The organism is Otoolea muris, from assembly GCF_943193115.1.
GTDB lineage: Bacteria > Bacillota > Clostridia > Lachnospirales > Lachnospiraceae > Otoolea > Otoolea muris.
Window position 1 is genome coordinate 19380 of record NZ_CALPCY010000048.1, and the last position, 17330, is coordinate 36709.

Consider the following 17330-nt stretch of genomic DNA (forward strand, 5'->3'; position numbering starts at 1 on the left):
CAAACCTCCCAGACGGTTAAAAGAACGTTTCCTCCAGCATCAGGCACAGAGCGTGGTAGATCGGCAGGTGCAGCTCCTGAATCCGGTAAGTCTCCTTTTCCGGCGCGATCACAGCCGCATCGCACAGCGCCGCAAGCGCTCCGCCGCCGCGCCCCGTGAGCCCGACCACCCGCAGGCCCATCGCCCTTGCCGTCACCGCGGCGTACCTGATATTTTTCGCATTTCCGGAGGTGGTAATGCCCAAAAACACATCGCCCTTTTTTCCGTAGCCGAGCACCTGCTGGGCGTAAGCCATCTCCCCGTCCACGTCGTTTAAAAAGGCGCTCGTAAGCCCGGGATGGCTGTTCAGCGCAATTGCCGGAAGCCCCCCCTGAAGCTTTTCCGAAAGCGCGCCTCCAAGCCCGGGTTCCTCGTGGATCAGCGCCTCCTTAAGCGCCTCCGGCAGAGGGCGCGGCTTTACAAAGCTCTTCATCAGCTCGCCCACGATATGCTCCGCATCCGCGCAGCTTCCCCCGTTTCCGGCCACAAGAAGCTTTCCTCCCGCCTCAAACGACTCCTTTATCACCAGAAAAGCGGCCCGAATCTCCTCCTCCAGACCCTTTAAGGCCGGATAACGCTCCGTAAGCTCCTGCAAATACCTGTACTCTTCCATGTTTTCCTCCTGTTTCCTGCGCTATATCCTGTGTAAGCGTTTGAACATCCTCAACGCTTATTTTCCTGTTCTCTTTCCGTGCCGACCGGCATTCTTCCGCCTGCTGCTTCCGCTCTTCAAATGCCGCGCCTGAAGCTTTGGCAGGCTCACTCCTCCCGCTGCCCCGCCGTCCGGTAATATGTGTCAAAGGCCGCCAGATTGTCAAGCGCTTCCTCTTTTGAGAGCTTCTGTCCGGCCACCCGGGCCAGCATATTGCCTTCCTCAAAAAACAGCTCCTCAAGGCTTCCCCTGGCGATCATCTGCCTCAGAAGCCCATAGCTCCATTCCCAGCTCCCGGGCCCTATGAACCCGGCCTGGGCATAGATATAATCCGTCCCCGCATACTCCATGTATGCCTCAAAGCTTTCCGGCGATTCAACCAGATCTACATTTCCCCAGGGAGCCGTGATATCCTTGTAGGACTGCACATTGCACGGAAATTCCAGGCAAAACGGATGATTTCCGAATGCGATTACGCGGTTTTCCCGATCCGCTGACAGCGTCAGCCAGATCTGGGCGTTCCCCTCGGCCCACAGCCTCTCCTGCTGCATCGCCCTGTGGTTCACCCTGCCCTTGTTAAGCAGCCGTATCCCGGAAAAACCGCAGCTCCAGGCCCAGTTTGTCTCCGCTGTGATCAGGACATTAAAGGCCAGAACAAGGCCAAGGCCCGCGTAAAAACATCTCCGAAGCTCTTTTTCTTCCACTCTCCCCGCCGCCATACAGGCCGCCAGGATCAGAAGGCTGTACAGCATCATAAAATAATTCCCGTCCACCTGGTACAGCATCACCAGGCTCACAAGGTTCACCGCCAGAAACGGCCAGGCAATCACATGAAACGAAAGCTTCAACGCGGCCCCGCTATTCTCCGCAGCCGACTTTTCTCTAAAACATCCCCCGGCCCGGCCCGCGACGCCCTTTTCCAATCCGGCAAGACAGCCTCTGAGGCTGAACAGCGCCAGGCAGATGAGCAGGAAAAACAGAAGCGAGCTTCCCCAGGCGATAATCACATGGCCCATGTCCTCCCCCTCCGGGGCCAGAAGCATCTGGAACAGACGCCTTGCCAGCACATGCAGATTGCTCTCCTCCTGCCAGTTCTGCGGCAGGGATCCCGTTGCAAACGGGTATTTCATCTCGAAACCGAGCCGTGCCAGAACCCCGGTAAATACCGATGTGACCGGCATCCCGGTGATAAGCATGGTCCTTGTCCATATCCCTGTAAGGGCCGCGGCCGGAACGGCCAGAATCCCCCAATGGGACGCCGGAGCGCGGAGCGAAAGCCGTCCCGTTCCCAGAAGGAAAACCCCCATCATCCCAAACAGGGCCGTAGAAAAGACAAGGGATGTCGGCTTCATGGCCAGTGACAGCAGGAAAGCCCCCGCAGCCTGAAAAAGAAGCAGCCGGCGGCCGCCCTTCACGTAGAGGAAAAAGCGCTCCATCATGATAAGCTGCAGTGTCCATGTGATGATATCCGGTTTTGCGGAAACCGCCATATTCATAATCCCGGGCGCCGCCGCCGTGCAGACCGCCGCCAGCGCCGCCGCCCTCTCCCCCGCAAACAGCCGCGCAATCCGGCCCGTCATCCCAAGTCCCAGGACAGACAGCCACAGATTAAAGAAAAGAAGGTAGCTGTGGGACGCCAGATCGCACAGGGGCAGGGTCAGGACCTCAAAGCCCTTGGAATAGACATAGGCCATCCCCACCAGTCCCGGGTTCTCGTACATGCCCTTCCCGGCCGCCAGAATATACTCTGAGCGCACGCCATACCAGAGCGTGTCAAAATCCAGGGCAATATTCATCCGCGCAGCCTGAATCAAAACCATCACCAGAATATACGCCGCGCCCGCTCTCATAAGCGGATGCAGGCGCCGCGAAGGGATGCGCTTCCTGTCCGGGAAAGCTTTATTTAAAAAGAACGAACGGAACGCGCCCGCGTACAGACATACCCCGGCGCATGCGCAGAGAAAGCGCAGAAGGGAGATCTGTCCCAGCCCAGCCGCGGAAAGAAGGCAGTATACGGCGATCACAGCGCTACTCCCCAGCAGGAAATACGCCGGCCATCCCGAACCGGACGCTGCCAGAAGAGCCGGGGCCTGCGAACCGCCCGAATTTCCGCTCTCTAAAAAGACGTCCGCATGAACCGCAAATCGGCCCCTTTCCCGGCGAAGGAACAAATGCTGTAAAAAACGGCCCAAAAGCAGCAAAAATCCCATATACAGGGCTGAGATAAGCATTGGCAGAAACACCACATGGAGCCAGCAGACGGCCGCCGCCAGAAGGGCGGAGGCCAGAAGCTGTTTTCCCGCGCTCCACGGAAAAAACCAGATCGCCCCGGAGAGAACGCACAGAATCCCAATCTCTGCAAGCATTCTCCCTGACTGCGGCAGGCCGATATAGGCTGCCAGGAAACCGCCGCCTGTAAAAAGGGCCCTGGACGGGAGCAGCACAGAAACCGCCGCTGTCAGTATAATGATCCAAACCGCCGCGCGCCTTGTCCATGTCTTCACTGCGCGTCCCTCCTTTCGCCTTTTATATACTCCATTTTTCCGCTGCAACCCTGTTTAAACCGATCCGCCTGAATCTCATCCCGGCCGGCACAGCGAATAATACGTTTCTGACTTATGGGCACAGCCGCAAACGCCGATAAATCAAACCTTGCAAAAAAAAGTATTAAGAACTTAATCTATGCTGCGCGGGCCGCCGCTGCAAATCACGCGGGCCGCCGCTGCAAATCACGCGGGCCGCCTCCAGCAGATTCTCCGCATACATATCATACGCCGGCGCGCCGCCTTCTTCAGACTGCATATCCCGCATCCCGGCCCCGTATCCGGTGCCCACCAGGATACTGCGCACGCCAAAGCGGCGGCCCGCCTGCGCATCAATCAGCTTGTCCCCGATCATAAACGAAGCCGCCCTGTCAATCCTTCCGCCCAGATCCCGCTCCGCCGCCTCAAACATTCCCGTATCCGGCTTCCGGCAGCGGCATACGGTCCTGTAAGCGCCGATCCCGTGCTCCGGATGATGCGGGCAGTAATAAAACGCATCCACCCGCGCCCCTTCCTCCATCAAAAGGCGGTTCATATACGCGTGGAGCGCCTCAACGTCCGCCTCCGTATAATATCCCCTGGCTACTCCCGCCTGATTTGTAACCACAACCACCCGGAAACCGGCCTCATGAAACATCCGGACCGCCTGCGCGGTCCCGGGGATCAGCCTCACATCCTCCGGGCGGTGCAGGTAATGCACCTCCTCATTCATGGTTCCGTCCCGATCCAGAAAAACGACCTTCGGGAGCGCAGTCCCCGCCGCTTTCTTTGGTTTCTCATTCATCTCCCATCCGCCTCCCGTCATCCTGGCAGCCGTCTCCGCCATCCGGACGGCCGCCGCCCCTGAGCGCTCTCCAAATACACTTTAAACCGCCGGGCCGCCTTACAGATCAAATGTATATTCCCGATCCGGCATCTGGACGCGGACTTCCCGGTAATCCCACCGATCCTCGTCACAAATCCAGCTCTGCGCGCCGCGCAGCTCAAAATTCCAGTCCATGAGCTGGCCCCCGGCCTGCTCCAGGCGGTCCGCCACCTTATGCCTTACATTATAAGGACAGTAAATCAGCAGAAAGCCGCCGCCGCCCGCCCCTAAAAGCTTGCCGCCCAGAGCGCCTGCCTTTTTCGCCTCCTCATAGAGCAGATCGATCTGCGGGTTCGTGATCCGCGTGCTCATCCGCTTCTTGCTCTCCCAGCCGTAATCCAGAAGACGGCCGAAATTGTGGAGATTCCCTTTTAACAGCTCATCCTTCATGGCGTACGACAGGGCCTTTACCTCGCACATGGCGCGGAACGGATCCTGTTTTTTGTAATTATCCACCTGATCCCGGATAATATTGGCTGACACATGGATCTTGCCTGTATAGCACAGGAGCAGGTTGTACTGGAGCTCATTGATCACGTCGCGGCGGATGCGCAGCGGGTTTACCACCACATTATTTCTCCCGTGGAACTCGATAAAATTAAACCCGCCGAAGGTCGAGGCATACTGATCCTGATAGCCCCCGGCAATATCCAGATCCAGCCGCTCGACCCCGTACGCCAGATCCGCCATGGCGTAGTTGTCAAGCTGCACGCCCTTCCAGCGCGCCATGGCTGTAAGCAGGGCCACCATCACAGTGGACGATGTGCCAAGCCCCGACCCGGCCGGCGCGTCGCACTGGAGATACGCCTCGCACCCGCGGTCAATCTTCATCGCCTTTAACGCGGCTGTCACCAGATCCAGCTTTCCGTTATAGACATAGTTTTCCTGTGTATTATATTTCACTGTCATATCAAAATCAAGGGAATGGACGATAATCTGATCATCTTCCCTCGGAATAATCGAGCAATACGCGTATTTATTGATCGTGCTGCCGATAATCGCCCCGCCCTGCTCGACGCAGAACGGCTCCACATCCGTCCCGCCGCCGCCAAAGCTCACGCGCAGCGGCGCGCGTCCCCTGATTACCATCTGACCGCCCCTTTCTTCACATCCTCCTGAAACCGGAAATAATCCTCCGGCACGCCGATATCGATAAAATACCCGTCATGGACGATGCCGCCCAGCCGCCGCCCCTCCCGCATCCAGGCAGGGATCATCTCATTCTCCAGCGAGACCTTTCCCTCCGGAATCGTCTCCAGAAGCCCGCGCGTCATAAGATACACGCCGCCATTGATTGTCCCGGGACGCGGAACATTCGTCTTCTCATTAAATCCTGTCAGGAAACCGTCCGTAAGCGCCGCTTCCCCGTACCGCGAGATATCTTCCACACCGCGCAGCACCAGAGCCATGGAAAGTCCCATCTCCTCCTGCGCCCGTATGAGACGCCTGTAATCCATCTGATAGAACGTATCTGCATTTAACACAAAAAAACGATCCGCCGTGGTCAGGCGTCCGGCATTTTTGATCGCGCCCGCCGTGCCTAAAAGCTCCTCCTCATACGCATAAGACGCCTTCACGCCAAAGCGGCTCCCGTCGCCAAAATATGCTTCCACCATGCCGCCCTTGTAACCCACGGCAAATATCATCTCATCGATCCCGCAGCGGCTCAGCTCATGAACCACATATTCCAAAAACGGCCTGTCCCCCACCGGGGCCATCGGCTTCGGCCGGTCGCTCACCACGCTGCGCAGCCGCGTCCCCAGCCCTCCCGCTAAAAGTATAGCCTGCATCGCTTCCTCCTGAACTGTTATGAAATGGTATAAGCAACCCAGTTTAACCTTTGTATTTTATCACAATTCACAGGGTTTTTCTACCAGAATTTATATGCGCATTGACTTTATGCGTATTGCACGACAGTATAATACTTCCCTTTGCGGTCCGTTCGCATAAAAACAGCGCCTCCCCCAAAAGCAAAGGCGCTGTTTTCCGCTGCTTGTATAGCCTGTAAACTTGATCCTATAACGCTCAAACCAAAACCATCAGAACTTAGGCGTCTCTCCAACTTTTGCGAGCGCATCCAGTATCTCGTCCCGGCTCATGCCGCCCAGTGCGTCGATGGTGGCCACCACAGCCCCCTCGACCAGCGGGCAGCCCGACATGGCGACGCGATCCGCCCCCAGCTCTTCCACTACCATCTCCGCCGTCATCACAGCGCTCCCCAAATCCATCAAAAGGATCACGCCGTCCCCGGAATCCACCTCGTCCACAGCCTGGCAGATCTTCTCAAAGCTGGTTCCAAAGCTCCCGTCCCGGGTTCCTCCGGCGGCCGCGACCTTTGCCCCTGCTGCCATCATCCCCGTATACTCCACCACGCTCTTTGCCAGGCTTTGGCTGTGGGATATTATCACAATTCCAACCATAAGACTTCCCCTCCTGTAACCGCCCGCCGCGGCCATGCTTCCGAATCACAGTCTGTCTGAAAAGTACAGCAATTCTGTCTCAAAACCCTTCTGTCTTAAAACTGTTCGGCCGCTGTCTGAATCATATACGTAAAGGAGGTCGCCCCCGGATCCTGATGGCCGATTCCGCGCTCTCCCAGATAGCTGGCGCGTCCCTTGGTGGCGATCAGCTCCTTTGTGTGTTCCGCTCCCGCAAGGGCGGCGGCCGCGCCTTCCTTTAACGCCTCCCTGGCATCCTGCCCGCGTCCGCAGGCAGCCTCCATCGCTTTCAGCGCGGGAATCATGGCGTCCAGCATGGTCTTTTCCTCTGCCGCAGAGCGACCTCTCTGCCCGACTCCCTCCACGCCGGCCTTAAAGGCAGTCAGAAATTCCGCAAAGCTCATCTCCTTTTTAGCGGTCAGGGACATGCCCATCTTCATAAACGCCGTCCCGTACAGGGGGCCTGACGAGCCGCCTACGGTCGAGACAAGCGTCATGCCCACGGTCTTAAAAATGGATCCCAGATCCTGCCCTTTAAGGGACGGCAGCTTCTTTTTCACTTCCGTAAATCCCTTTGCCATGTTGATCCCATGATCATTGTCCCCGATCGGACGGTCCAGCTCGGTTAAATAGTCCTTTTCTTCAATAATTTTATCGCCGATCTTATCAAGAACCTCGATTACCTCTTCACTTTTTATCATCGCATTATCTCCCGCCTCACGCCTTAAACGCCGGTGTGTCCGCCTTTGCGTCCAGAAGCCCCTTCAGCTCGTCGTCCAGGCGCAGCAGGGAAATCGAAAATCCGGCCATCTCGATGGAAGTCATATAATTGCCGACAAATGTCTTATACACCGGAATCCCCTTTCCGGCCAGGATGTCAGCCACATGGTTATTGATGATAAAGAGCTCCATCAGCGGAGTCGCTCCGGCCCCGTTGATCAGCACCGCTGCCTCATGGCCCGTATAATCGAGATCAGCCAGAATCTTTTCCATCAGCATATCCACGATCTCGTCCGCCGGCCGCAGGGCTTCCCTGTGCGTTCCCGGCTCTCCGTGGATGCCGATGCCCACCTCCATCTCATCGTCGCTCAGCTCAAATCCCGGCTTTCCGGCCGCCGGAACCGTACAGGGCGTGATCGCCATGCCCATGGTGCGCACATTGTCAATGGCTTTCTGCGCCGCCGCCTGCACTTCGTCAAGGCTGGCGCCGGTCTCCGCCTTTGCGCCCGCAATCTTGTGGACCAGAACCGTCCCGGCCACGCCGCGGCGGCCTACGGTATAGAGGCTGTCCTTAACGGCGACGTCATCATTGACCACAACCTGCTTGACTGCAATCCCTTCCATCTCCGCCATCTCGCCGGCCATCTCAAAATTCATCACGTCGCCCGTATAATTTTTAACAATCATCAGGACACCCTGATCTGTGGCAATGGCCCTGATCCCCTCTAAAATAGGCTCCGGGCTCGGGGACGTAAACACCGCGCCGGCCACCGCCGCGTCCAGCATTCCCTCTCCCACATAGCCTCCGTGGGCCGGCTCATGCCCGCTGCCGCCGCCGCTTATGAGAGCTACCTTTCCCTCCTTTTTGCAGGAGCGCACGACCACGTTCTGGCCGTCCAGCTTCCTCACATACTGCGGGTAAGCTTTTGCCATGCCAAGAATCATCTCGTTCTCAACCTGATCCGCACCGTTCATAATCTTCTTCATCGACATTCCCTCCATTTATTTTATAGTTTTATGAAACATCGTCAACCGCGGGGGATTTCCGGAAATCCCACCTTTTTCTGTACCTTTCTCAGTGTCTTTGCAGAGAAATACTGCGCCTTCCTGGCATTCTCCCGTATCACCCCGTCTAAGTAATCCTTATTTTTAGACAGATCCGCGAAGCGGGCCTGCAGGGGCTTTAACACAGAGACAACCGCCTCGCCTACCGCTCCCTTAAAATCTCCATAGCCCCGGCCGTCAAATTCCGCCTCCGTCTCCTGCGGCGTTTTCCCGGTGCAGGCACAGTAAATATCAATCAGATTATGGATGCCCGGCTGCCCGTCGCAGTAGCGCACGCACGCCTCCGAGTCCGTCACAGCGCGCTTAAACTTGCGCATAACCGTATCCGGATCATCCATTAAGTAAATACTGCCGTTCGGATTCTCGTCCGACTTGGACATCTTCTTTGCGGGATCCTGAAGGCTCATTACCCGCGCTCCCGATTTTCCAATATATGCCTCAGGAACTGTAAATACGTCTCCGTAAATATTATTAAAACGGATGGCAATATCGCGAGTCAGCTCCAGATGCTGCATCTGGTCAATGCCCACCGGGACGACGTCCGCCTGATATAACAGGATATCCGCCGCCATCAGGACCGGATACGTAAAAAGGCCCGCGTTGATATTATCCGCGTGCTTCGCCGCCTTATCCTTAAACTGCGTCATGCGGTTTAATTCCCCCATATAGGTGAAGCAATTTAAGATCCACGCAAGTTCCGCATGGCCTGATACGTGGGACTGGTAATAAATACAGTTCTTTTCCGGATCCAGGCCGGCTGCAATATACAGCGTCAGAAGGGCTCTGGCCCTTTTCCGAAGTTCTGCCGGATCCTGGCGTACTGTAATCGAATGCATATCGACCACGCTGAAAAAGGTCTGATATTCATCGCTGATCGTCACCCAGTTTTTCAGGGCGCCCAGATAATTTCCCAAAGTCAGGTTTCCAGTTGCCTGCATGCCGCTGAACAGAGTTTTTTTGCCGTCTAACATAGTCTTGTCTCCTTACTTTTATCACCTGCATCCCTGTCCGGGGCAGGCGCGTGTTTTTGATAATCGTTTTACAGCGCTTGTATAATTTATTATAATATGAACTGGTTTTAATAGCAAGTTTGTTATTTATTTCTGCTTGGGAGCTGATCCCCTGTTGCTTTACTGTTCACAGGCCAATGGTAAGTAGTTAAGAGTTAAGCAGAGTGAAGGATTGCGAGGTGTTGTTTGTCGTGAGGGGGCCGCCCGTGTCAGATTCTAAATCCATCAGGAACCCCGCTCCCGCTGCGCTTTTCTCCGAGCGGGAGCGAGATTCCTTATAGATACAGGAACTGGCGGAGGCCCCCTCACAATGAACCATCGTTCACATACATCTTAACTGACATTGCACATAATCAGAAAGCCTTGTAAAATCAGAAATTTTTCATGAAATATGTTTACTCAAGCGGCAAACCAGGAGGCCCCGCGCCTGTCTTTTTTTGCTTGAAATTGTCGATTCCCTATGTTAAAATAATGAAGAATCTGAGCGGTGATCCCAGGGCGTGATCCCGCGTTGATATGATGATAATCTTCAATATCCGAATTGAAAATTTAAACTAATGGAATTACATCTATAATTGGAATATTTTTGACAACCACAGAATTATAATGCAAAAGCAGGAAAAGAGAATGGAATATTCCGGAAATACGATGAAAGTCCTGCCGCCTGACTGCGCGGGCCGCCTGCCGCAGAACGCGGCTGACATGAAAAAAACAAGCCCCGCCATATTGTCAGACAGGAGCTTTTTGTATGAAAGGGAAAGGGAAGCTGCATGGAAACCATTGGAAACAGGCGGTTTGCAGGGAGGAAGGGCAGTTCGGATATTGAAGAATATCGTCAGGTGGGCCCCCGGCTCCTCCGGCTGGAAGGCAGGACGCCTCCGGGCGGAAGAGCCGGGGCGGCGCGCCGTCCCCTGCGGCGCAGGAGGCTGAAACTGTTGGGAAACAGCGGCTGAAACTGTTGGAGAAATGACGGCTGGAACGGTTCAGGAAACAGAGGCGGAGCATGTACTCTCGGAATCTCGCTGTGCCTGATTTTGTGAGATGATTTTTTGTCAGATGTGCACAAATTTATGAGGCGTACGTGGAGCGTACGTTGATTAAATTTGGGTGCATCTGGCGGAAAATCAGCCGCAAAAGCAGGCGCAGAGAGATTCCGAGAGTACATTATATTTTTTGCCGCTGACAGAGAGAAGACAGGGGCAGCAATTCAGACAAAAGAGATTCCTGTCCGTCTATGCCAGGCAAACGTATTACAAAACTTCCGGCAGGATAAAACTGATTCCAGGCCCGCTGATAACGTAGCTGGCGCCGGCGGCCTCCCCACAATAAACGGCATCCCGCAATAGTCCGCTCAACTAAACCATTGGTTCAAAAATATCTGAACTGTTACCGGAAAAGCCCTTAACTGACTAACATTTCGCGCGAACAGCCCCCTCCCCTCCTGCCGGTCTGTGTCTGGCAACAGTAACTATGCTGCTGCAGTAACACACTCTTAAGCTTTTAGAAGTCTTGCGCTTTCCTCCCCAATCTGCTAAACTAAATCCAGTGCAAAACCCTGCAGCGATTATATAACCATTCCTACAAGGAGGATACTATGGAAAAAATCACAAGCTTCACCATTGACCATCTGCGGCTTCTCCCCGGCGTTTACGTTTCCCGCCGGGATCCTGCCGGAGACATCGCCATCACTACCTTTGACATCCGCATGACCCGCCCCAATGCCGAGCCGGTTATGAACACGGCGGAGGTGCACACGATCGAGCATCTGGCCGCTACGTTCCTGCGCAATCACCCGACATGGAAGGACCGCGTGCTCTATTTTGGCCCCATGGGCTGCCGCACCGGGTTTTACCTCCTTTTAACCGGAGATCTGACCTCCCGTGACATCCTTCCGCTCATGAAGGAGCTGTTTACCTTTATGCGGGACTTTGAAGGAGAGGTCCCGGGCGCATGCGCCAAAGACTGCGGAAACTATCTTGATATGAATCTCCCCATGGCCAAATACCTGGCGGGCCGTTTCCTGTCCAATACGCTGGAGCAGATCACGGACGAGCAACTGGTTTACCCCGCGTAAGGAACTGTCTCGAAATAACTTCCCAGTAGTCCGCAGGATTTTTCTTCGAGAGCGCTGCTCAAAAATCAGGCGCATAGCGGGCTATGTAACTGATTTTTGAGCAGCGCTGTCGGAGAAAAAGACAAGGAATATGGGAAGTTATTTCGAGACTGTTCCTAAGCGCCCGTATGTCCGCCCAACACTTTTATTTTACTTTCCTGCAAGATGTACATACCCCGGAAAGATGAGGGCGCGGCATATGATAAGATGCCGTCCTTCATAATCGGAAAGCGAGATTTAATGAATTTTATAAAAAAACTGTGGGATCATTCCCGTTTTGACCGTTATTTTCTGGGAATCCTGATAGCGGTTGAACTTTTAATGTCTTTTACCTTTTTGGGGTATATCCATATACCCCCTATTTCTGTCACCATCGCATACATTCCGATTCTGATCGCAGGATGCCTGCTGGGTCCTGCGCAGTCTGCAATCGTCGGGCTCGTTTTTGGAGCCGCCAGTATGTGTAAAGCCTCTGCTTCCTATGTTATGCCGTCCGACGCGGTCTTCTCGCCGTTTTTAAGCGGAGCTCCGGCCAGCAGCCTTTTGCTGAGTATTGGAACAAGAACACTGTTTGGACTTTTAGTCGGACTGGCATTTAAATTGGCGGTAAAGAGAAAGCACAGCCGCCTGTGGATCGGCGTGATTTCTGCCATTGCTCCCAAGACGCATTCGCTTCTCGTTTATTCCGCAATGGGCATTTTATTTCCGGAACTGGGATATCATTACAGTTCCGCCTTTCAATTTGACTGGGATGACGCGCTCTTTGCCGCTGTCTGCGTCATGATCGTGCAGATATTGTGGATTGTATATCACAGAGATGTTATGCAAAACGTAAAGCAGTGTATTGATCAGTCAAACAGCAATCCCTACGCATCCCAAAAGATGAATCTGTTTTTTGCCGCGTTTGAATTTTTTATGTTATGCATGGCCGTCTGTGCAACCGTCTATTTTTCCGAGAGGGAATCTTATATGCTGGGACAGCACGGCTTTGCGGTATCTGACAGGATTTCCGCCGATCTGCTGCATCTGCAGATGCAGTTTTTGATCGCTTCGCTGGCGCTCAATGTGATTTCCGTTATTTTGCTGGTTTCTATTTACAAATATATGGAATACAAAGAGTACAAGGGAGAGATGGACGCCCTGACTGGCGTGATGGGACGGCGGATGTTTCTTTACCATTGTAATAAAGTACAGGAGACAAACGGCGCAGACCCGCAGCGTACCGGATGGTTTTTGTTTGTGGATGCCGATTATTTTAAGGAAATCAATGATACCTTCGGACATGCCGTGGGCGATACCGTGCTGAGAGAAATTGCGTCAAACCTGCAGCGTATTTTTGGGGACAGCGGAAAGGCCGGACGGCTCGGCGGAGATGAATTTGCTGTTATCATTGAAAAATCCATGCCGCAGCAGGAGCTGAAGCAGCGGCTGGATCAATTCTTAAAGGCCATTTCCACGACTCTGACAGACAAAAAAATAAGCTGCAGCATCGGCGCTTATCAATTTGTCTTTCCACAGGAAGTAAATCATCTGTTGGCAGAAACGGATCTTATGTTATACGAAGCCAAAGAAAAAGGCCGGGCCTGCTACGCGATGAAGGCATGCGCCAGGAGCGGAGCAGACGATCATACCGACACATAGCGGCCGCGAAGAACAGGGAGACAGGAAGCGCGGGACTGTCCCCCTGTTTTTCAGATATGCCTCCGCTCCTTCCGTATGCTAGAGCGTGTTTGAAAAATCCTGCGCGCTATTACAAATTATTTTTGGACAGTTCCTAAACCCTCAATCCACTTGAGCCATGCCGCCACAGACGAGGCCCGGCGTTTGAGAAGGCTCTGGCTGCATACACTGAGTTCCTCCATCTTTCGCTCAATTTCACGCCGATCCGGCGCTTCCCCGCTCTCAAGCATCTGTCCAAACAGCTCGTGGAAAATCCGGTGCTCCAGTATCAGACGCACATATGCGAGCTGGCGCTCTTTGTAGCGCAGCCTGCAGAGCTTACGTCCCTCTTTCGTGAGCTGCGCCCGGATGCGGCCGTCCTCCTCCTTCTCCTTCACCGCCAGCCCAAGATAACGGCAGGCGTTAAAATAGTAGTCCGACTGCCGCTCCTGAAAGGCGAATACCTCTGCTATCTCCGCTGAAGTCATCGGCTGCCTGTACAGGCATTCCACCAGCGATATCACCTTTTCAAAGCTGTCCGCCTGGATAAATGTCACCTCCGGCTCCGGCTTTACCTCAACCTGTCTCCATGTCTCCCAAAGGGACGCTGTCGTAATCTCCGTGTCCTCAAGACTGTAAAACCGTTCTTTTACCAGGCGGATGGAATTATAATGAAGCCGATCCGTAAACTCGTATTCCATCAGATGAAAGATATTGTTGGAGTATACCAGAAACACCGGGCGCACCGGCTTTTTTATTTTCCCCTCCCAGAGGCGGTAAGGGTAGTAAAGCTGCCGCACAAGGAAATTGCTGTGGACAACATTTTTCCCCTCAATGATCGCAAAAGAAGAGCGGTCTTCAAAGCCTCCGTCGATCTCTACCTGGGAATTAGCGACCTCTATGCGGCTTCCCGGCGCGGCGGCCCGCCCGTTTTGCCCTGCCCACAGCTTCTGTCCCCTTCCGGTTCTGTGCGGATCCACGATAAAATCAAAGCGCCCGGAGGCCATCCTCCCGGAAACCGTCTGCTTAAAGCCCTCTCCCCCAAGAAAGTCATCAAGGATCCCTGTGATTCCCAGAACATTGATCGCGCCTGCCTCGGAGCGGATATCATGAATGTCAATCGTTTCATACTCAGAAGAAATGTATACTCGTTTTATGTGTTTCTCGGATCCCCGCCCGTGTTTTCCGAAAGCGCCCCTTTCCCAGCGCGCCGCGGCGCCTGTTTCCGGGAAATCCTCATAGAGATCAAAGTCCCCAATCACATAATTCCCGCGCGTCACAGGAAGAATCCCCAGCCGTCCCCCAAACACAGCGGGCAGCGATTCCCTGGTATCAAACTTTGTCATCAGCCTGGGCTCCTTATATTCCCGGATCTGATCCGCAGAAATATAAAAAAGGCCGCTCTCTGACACCTTTTTTTGTATCTCATACCGTTCAAAGAGCAGCTCCCATTTTTCATCTGTCAAGCTCATAATTTCTCACCAGCACCTCGTCAATCGCGCCCCGCCTGTCCGCCTTTGCGTTGATTGTGCGCTTCGCAGGCACCCGCTCCACTGTGTAATCCTTATAGAGATCCTCAATAAACTCACAGCAGGAATTGGAGAGCAGAAAACGGATCCCGCGCTTATTCAGCAGATCGCACTGACGTTTCAGCTCCATCTGCTGATCCGGCCCGAAGCCGGAGGAGGTGTAGCCCGTAAATGACGAGGACGAGCTCAGCGGCATGTACGGCGGATCCAGATAGACAAAGGAATCCTTCCGGATCCCCTTTAGAGCCTCCCTGTAATCCCCGCAGAGAATCTTCACCTTCGCGCGCTTCAGATATCCGCTCATGGCGCGGATCGTCTCCTCGTTGGTAATATTCGGGTTTTTGTAGCGTCCCCACGGCGAGTTAAATTCGCCTGCGCGGTTCACCCGGAACAGGCCGTTATAGCACGTCTTATTCAAATAAATAATCCTGGCGGCCCGCTCAACGTCAGACAGGCCCGCGTACGCCTCCCCATCCCGATCCAGAGAGCGGATTTCATAAAAATATTCCTGGCAGTTCCTCTCCCGGTGGCGCTGCAAAAGCGAAATCAGCTCCTCCGGGCGCTCCCGGATTACCCGGTAAATGTTGATCAGCTCTTCATTGGAGTCATTGATCACAGCCTTTGCCGGCTGCATATGGAAAAAAACAGCTCCCCCTCCCGCAAACGGCTCGTAATACATATTATGTTCCGGTATCCGCGGCACGATGGCATCCAGTAGCTGCCGCTTACCGCCCACCCATTTGACAATGGGCATGACTAATGGATCTGTCGTAGGCATAATTTCCTCCGTATTCTCAACCCGGTGCATCGCCCTGTTGTTTTCATGATTCATACAACTTAACGGGCGGCAGCGTCACTTTGCGCGCATTTCCGCTGCAAACGCGTGGCCTGCAAGCCCCTCCCCGCGCGCAAGCCTGGCCGCCAGCGGGGCAAGATGCCTTGATGCCTCTAAGGTCATACTCTGGTGGGTGCATGTCTTTAAAAAGGTTCCGGCCCAGACGCCTCCCGTATAGCGGGCTGCGCGGAGCGTCGGCAGGGTATGGTTCGTCCCGGACGCATAATCGCCAAACACCTCCGCCGTGTTTTCTCCGATAAAAAGGGAGCCGTAATTTGTGAGAGCTTCTATCACATCCTCCGGACGCCCGATATTGAGCTCCAGATGCTCCGGTGCGCAGGCATTTGCGAAATCGATCGCCTCTCTGAGATCTTTTGCCACGCAGACCTTCCCAAAACGCTCCCAGGACTGTCTGGCAATCCCGGCTGTCGCAAGCGTCTCAAGCTCCTCGTCCACAGCTTCCATAACGCGGCGGGCGAATGCCTCGTCCGTCGCGACCAGGATCCCGCTGGCGTTCACATCGTGCTCTGACTGGGCCAGCAGATCCGCCGCCACCGCCCGGGGATTCGCCCTGTCGTCCGCAATCACCAGCACCTCGCTGGGCCCGGCCACAAAGTCAATTCCCACCTGTCCGTAACACTGACGCTTTGCCTCCGTGACAAACCGGTTTCCCGGCCCCACAATCATGTCAACCGGACGGATGCTTTCCGTCCCGTAAGAAAACGCCGCAATCGCCTGCGCCCCGCCTACCGCGTAAATCTCATCCACACCGGCTATGTCAAGGGCTGCCAGCGTCTTCGCATTGATCCGGTTCGTCCCCTTCGCAGCCGGCGAACAGGCCGCCACGCGCTTCACCCCGGCCACGCGCGCCGGAACCGCCAGCATGAGCGCCGTGGAATACAGCGGGTAATTGCCTCCCGGCACATAACAGCAGCACGAATCCACAGGTATAATCCGATGCCCCAGGAAAATACCAGGCTGTGGACTGAATGCTTCAAGAGGCTTTAATGTCTCCTTCTGAGCCATGGCAAAAGCCCTGATATTTTCACAGGCCGCTTTTAAGTCTTCTGTCTCCTCTTTCGTGAGCTCCTGATAAGCAGCTTTTATCTCCTCCTCTGACACCCGCAGCGACTCCCGGCTGCAGGCGTCAAACCGCTCATTGTACTCCCGAAGCGCCTGATCCCCTCCGCAACGAACATGGTCAATAATCTCCGTCACAGCATCCCTTAAACTCCGGTTATCCTCCTCTGCCCTTAACTGCGGCTCCTTGATTACTTTCATGGCGTATCGTATATCTCCCTTCCGGCTAAAATGGTCTCCTTTCCGGATCCCCTGTATAGATCTCCTGTATATGGCAGCCTGACATGCGCGCCGCCTCCAAGATGCGTTTTGGAATATTGTAACATTGTTTCTTGGGGGGCGCAAGCGTTTTGATGAACAGCGGACAGTAAATCAGCCTTCCGCCAGGCGCTCGTGTGCAATCCGGGCAGCGAAGACTTTTCTCCCTGCTCGCGCGCGGGGTGCGTGCAGCAAAGCTGCTAATTTCCTTACGCATCCCTGCGCATAAAAAAAGAACCACATCTCTGTGATTCTTTGAAAAGGCGACAACCAGATTTGAACTGGTGATCAGGGTGTTGCAGACCCACGCCTTACCACTTGGCTATGTCGCCTGAATGACCCCAACGAGATTCGAACTCGTGTTACCGCCGTGAAAGGGCGATGTCTTAACCGCTTGACCATGGGGCCGTTATTCTATTATATGCCGCTTTATGAAAAAATATACTTAAAACTCCCCGAGTAGGACTCGAACCTACGACAGCGCGGTTAACAGCCGCGTGCTCTACCGACTGAGCTATCGAGGA

Annotated in this window: 15 protein-coding genes and 3 tRNA genes; 3 read left to right on the plus strand and 15 right to left on the minus strand. The window is 54.4% G+C overall.

Going from position 1 to position 17330, the window contains the following annotated elements:
* Nucleotides 1-16: 16 nt before the first annotated feature.
* The 9 genes from NFS31_RS20745 to trpS all read right to left on the minus strand — a co-directional run bounded on the left by NFS31_RS20745 (nucleotide 17) and on the right by trpS (nucleotide 9293).
* Nucleotides 17-652: a D-sedoheptulose-7-phosphate isomerase gene (locus NFS31_RS20745; RefSeq protein ID WP_251499421.1), complete on the minus strand. Its 636-nt coding sequence runs from the start codon at nucleotides 650-652 to the stop codon at nucleotides 17-19.
* Nucleotides 653-798: 146 nt separating this feature from the next.
* Nucleotides 799-3195: a potassium transporter KefB gene (locus NFS31_RS20750; RefSeq protein ID WP_251499424.1), complete on the minus strand. Its 2397-nt coding sequence runs from the start codon at nucleotides 3193-3195 to the stop codon at nucleotides 799-801.
* A 163-nt stretch (nucleotides 3196-3358) separates the two neighbouring features.
* A complete protein-coding gene (locus NFS31_RS20755; RefSeq protein ID WP_251499461.1) occupies nucleotides 3359-4018 on the minus strand; it encodes a D-glycero-alpha-D-manno-heptose-1,7-bisphosphate 7-phosphatase in 660 nt (219 codons plus the stop codon).
* Between the two features lie 99 nt (nucleotides 4019-4117).
* Complete coding sequence (locus NFS31_RS20760; protein WP_251499426.1) at nucleotides 4118-5188, minus strand: GHMP family kinase ATP-binding protein; 1071 nt, start codon at nucleotides 5186-5188, stop codon at nucleotides 4118-4120.
* Entirely contained in the window at nucleotides 5182-5889 is a 708-nt protein-coding gene (locus NFS31_RS20765) for a nucleotidyltransferase family protein (protein WP_251499429.1), read from the minus strand. Before NFS31_RS20765 ends, NFS31_RS20760 begins: the two co-directional genes overlap by 7 nt.
* 249 nt (nucleotides 5890-6138) lie before the next feature.
* A complete protein-coding gene (dhaM, locus tag NFS31_RS20770) occupies nucleotides 6139-6519 on the minus strand; it encodes a dihydroxyacetone kinase phosphoryl donor subunit DhaM (RefSeq protein ID WP_251499433.1) in 381 nt (126 codons plus the stop codon).
* 95 nt (nucleotides 6520-6614) lie between these two features.
* A complete protein-coding gene (gene dhaL, locus NFS31_RS20775; protein WP_251499435.1) occupies nucleotides 6615-7238 on the minus strand; it encodes a dihydroxyacetone kinase subunit DhaL in 624 nt (207 codons plus the stop codon).
* A 16-nt stretch (nucleotides 7239-7254) separates the two neighbouring features.
* A complete protein-coding gene (gene dhaK / locus NFS31_RS20780; RefSeq protein WP_251499438.1) occupies nucleotides 7255-8244 on the minus strand; it encodes a dihydroxyacetone kinase subunit DhaK in 990 nt (329 codons plus the stop codon).
* A gap of 41 nt (nucleotides 8245-8285) precedes the next feature.
* Nucleotides 8286-9293 carry a tryptophan--tRNA ligase gene (trpS, locus tag NFS31_RS20785; RefSeq protein WP_251499440.1) on the minus strand — a complete coding sequence of 336 codons (1008 nt, stop codon included), beginning with the start codon at nucleotides 9291-9293 and terminating at the stop codon, nucleotides 8286-8288.
* Between the two features lie 666 nt (nucleotides 9294-9959).
* Between trpS and NFS31_RS20790 the strand changes: the two genes are divergently transcribed.
* The 3 genes from NFS31_RS20790 (at nucleotide 9960) to NFS31_RS20800 (ending at nucleotide 13086) form a co-directional block, all read left to right on the plus strand.
* Nucleotides 9960-10262 carry a hypothetical protein gene (locus NFS31_RS20790; protein ID WP_251499443.1) on the plus strand — a complete coding sequence of 101 codons (303 nt, stop codon included), beginning with the start codon at nucleotides 9960-9962 and terminating at the stop codon, nucleotides 10260-10262.
* Between the two features lie 664 nt (nucleotides 10263-10926).
* A complete protein-coding gene (locus tag NFS31_RS20795) occupies nucleotides 10927-11406 on the plus strand; it encodes an S-ribosylhomocysteine lyase (RefSeq protein WP_251499445.1) in 480 nt (159 codons plus the stop codon).
* Between the two features lie 279 nt (nucleotides 11407-11685).
* Nucleotides 11686-13086 carry an ECF transporter S component gene (locus tag NFS31_RS20800; protein ID WP_251499448.1) on the plus strand — a complete coding sequence of 467 codons (1401 nt, stop codon included), beginning with the start codon at nucleotides 11686-11688 and terminating at the stop codon, nucleotides 13084-13086.
* Between the two features lie 116 nt (nucleotides 13087-13202).
* Here NFS31_RS20800 and NFS31_RS20805 read toward each other — a convergent pair whose 3' ends face one another.
* The 6 genes from NFS31_RS20805 to NFS31_RS20830 form a co-directional block, all read right to left on the minus strand.
* Nucleotides 13203-14576: a type II restriction enzyme gene (locus tag NFS31_RS20805; protein WP_251499452.1), complete on the minus strand. Its 1374-nt coding sequence runs from the start codon at nucleotides 14574-14576 to the stop codon at nucleotides 13203-13205.
* Complete coding sequence (locus tag NFS31_RS20810; protein WP_251499455.1) at nucleotides 14560-15411, minus strand: DNA adenine methylase; 852 nt, start codon at nucleotides 15409-15411, stop codon at nucleotides 14560-14562. Before NFS31_RS20810 ends, NFS31_RS20805 begins: the two co-directional genes overlap by 17 nt.
* A 75-nt stretch (nucleotides 15412-15486) precedes the next feature.
* Entirely contained in the window at nucleotides 15487-16749 is a 1263-nt protein-coding gene (gene hisD, locus NFS31_RS20815; protein ID WP_251499458.1) for a histidinol dehydrogenase, read from the minus strand.
* A 318-nt stretch (nucleotides 16750-17067) separates the two neighbouring features.
* Nucleotides 17068-17138 (minus strand) — tRNA-Cys (locus tag NFS31_RS20820).
* 4 nt (nucleotides 17139-17142) lie between these two features.
* Nucleotides 17143-17214: transfer RNA gene (locus NFS31_RS20825), tRNA-Glu, on the minus strand.
* Nucleotides 17215-17257: 43 nt separating this feature from the next.
* Nucleotides 17258-17330: transfer RNA gene (locus NFS31_RS20830), tRNA-Asn, on the minus strand.

Coding starts and splice junctions, on each gene's coding strand:
- NFS31_RS20745 (WP_251499421.1), bottom strand. CDS start 652: ATGGAAGAGTACAGGTATTTGCAGGAGCTTACGGAGCGTTATCCGGCC.
- NFS31_RS20755 (WP_251499461.1), bottom strand. CDS start 4,018: ATGAATGAGAAACCAAAGAAAGCGGCGGGGACTGCGCTCCCGAAGGTC.
- NFS31_RS20760 (WP_251499426.1), bottom strand. CDS start 5,188: ATGGTAATCAGGGGACGCGCGCCGCTGCGCGTGAGCTTTGGCGGCGGC.
- NFS31_RS20765 (WP_251499429.1), bottom strand. CDS start 5,889: ATGCAGGCTATACTTTTAGCGGGAGGGCTGGGGACGCGGCTGCGCAGC.
- dhaM (WP_251499433.1), bottom strand. CDS start 6,519: ATGGTTGGAATTGTGATAATATCCCACAGCCAAAGCCTGGCAAAGAGC.
- dhaL (WP_251499435.1), bottom strand. CDS start 7,238: ATGATAAAAAGTGAAGAGGTAATCGAGGTTCTTGATAAGATCGGCGAT.
- dhaK (WP_251499438.1), bottom strand. CDS start 8,244: ATGAAGAAGATTATGAACGGTGCGGATCAGGTTGAGAACGAGATGATT.
- trpS (WP_251499440.1), bottom strand. CDS start 9,293: ATGTTAGACGGCAAAAAAACTCTGTTCAGCGGCATGCAGGCAACTGGA.
- NFS31_RS20790 (WP_251499443.1), top strand. CDS start 9,960: ATGGAATATTCCGGAAATACGATGAAAGTCCTGCCGCCTGACTGCGCG.
- NFS31_RS20795 (WP_251499445.1), top strand. CDS start 10,927: ATGGAAAAAATCACAAGCTTCACCATTGACCATCTGCGGCTTCTCCCC.
- NFS31_RS20800 (WP_251499448.1), top strand. CDS start 11,686: ATGAATTTTATAAAAAAACTGTGGGATCATTCCCGTTTTGACCGTTAT.
- NFS31_RS20805 (WP_251499452.1), bottom strand. CDS start 14,576: ATGAGCTTGACAGATGAAAAATGGGAGCTGCTCTTTGAACGGTATGAG.
- NFS31_RS20810 (WP_251499455.1), bottom strand. CDS start 15,411: ATGCCTACGACAGATCCATTAGTCATGCCCATTGTCAAATGGGTGGGC.
- hisD (WP_251499458.1), bottom strand. CDS start 16,749: ATGAAAGTAATCAAGGAGCCGCAGTTAAGGGCAGAGGAGGATAACCGG.